Genomic DNA, 371 nt, shown 5'->3' on the forward strand with positions numbered 1-371 from the left:
GGTATCTATTTCCGCTAATCCAGGCGAGGCGGCTCGTTGGTGGCATTGGCAAAACGATAAGTGTTTCCCTGGTGAAGGCTGGGCTTCTTTCATGCTTAACGGGGTTCAGATCATGCCGATGGATGCGTGGACAAACGTCGCCATTTTTTGGCAGGAACTACTTAATGCTCTTGAGAGCTATGTATCCACTGGTAGGGGGCAAGGGGAGTTTAGCGAGGAAACAGCTACCTTCTCCCTCGCGAAGAGAGGAACGATAGCTGTTTTTGAGCTACGCGGACAGAGGTACCCGGTGGAGCCTGATTCTTTCCTCAAGGCTGTATTGGGGGGCTGCGCGAGAGTTCTTTACCTGGGTTGAAGAATATATTGGAGGA

The 371-nt window shown here is 51.5% G+C and carries 1 protein-coding gene; it reads left to right on the top strand.

What is annotated here, in order from left to right; translation table 11 throughout:
- The coding region (locus HMPREF3175_RS10350) for a hypothetical protein (RefSeq protein ID WP_218078866.1) at positions 1-355 on the top strand (355 nt) is incomplete at its 5' end.
- Positions 356-371: the final 16 nt, after the last annotated feature.

The sequence above is a fragment of the Arthrobacter sp. HMSC08H08 genome (assembly GCF_001807575.1).
Taxonomy (GTDB): domain Bacteria; phylum Actinomycetota; class Actinomycetes; order Actinomycetales; family Micrococcaceae; genus Pseudoglutamicibacter; species Pseudoglutamicibacter albus.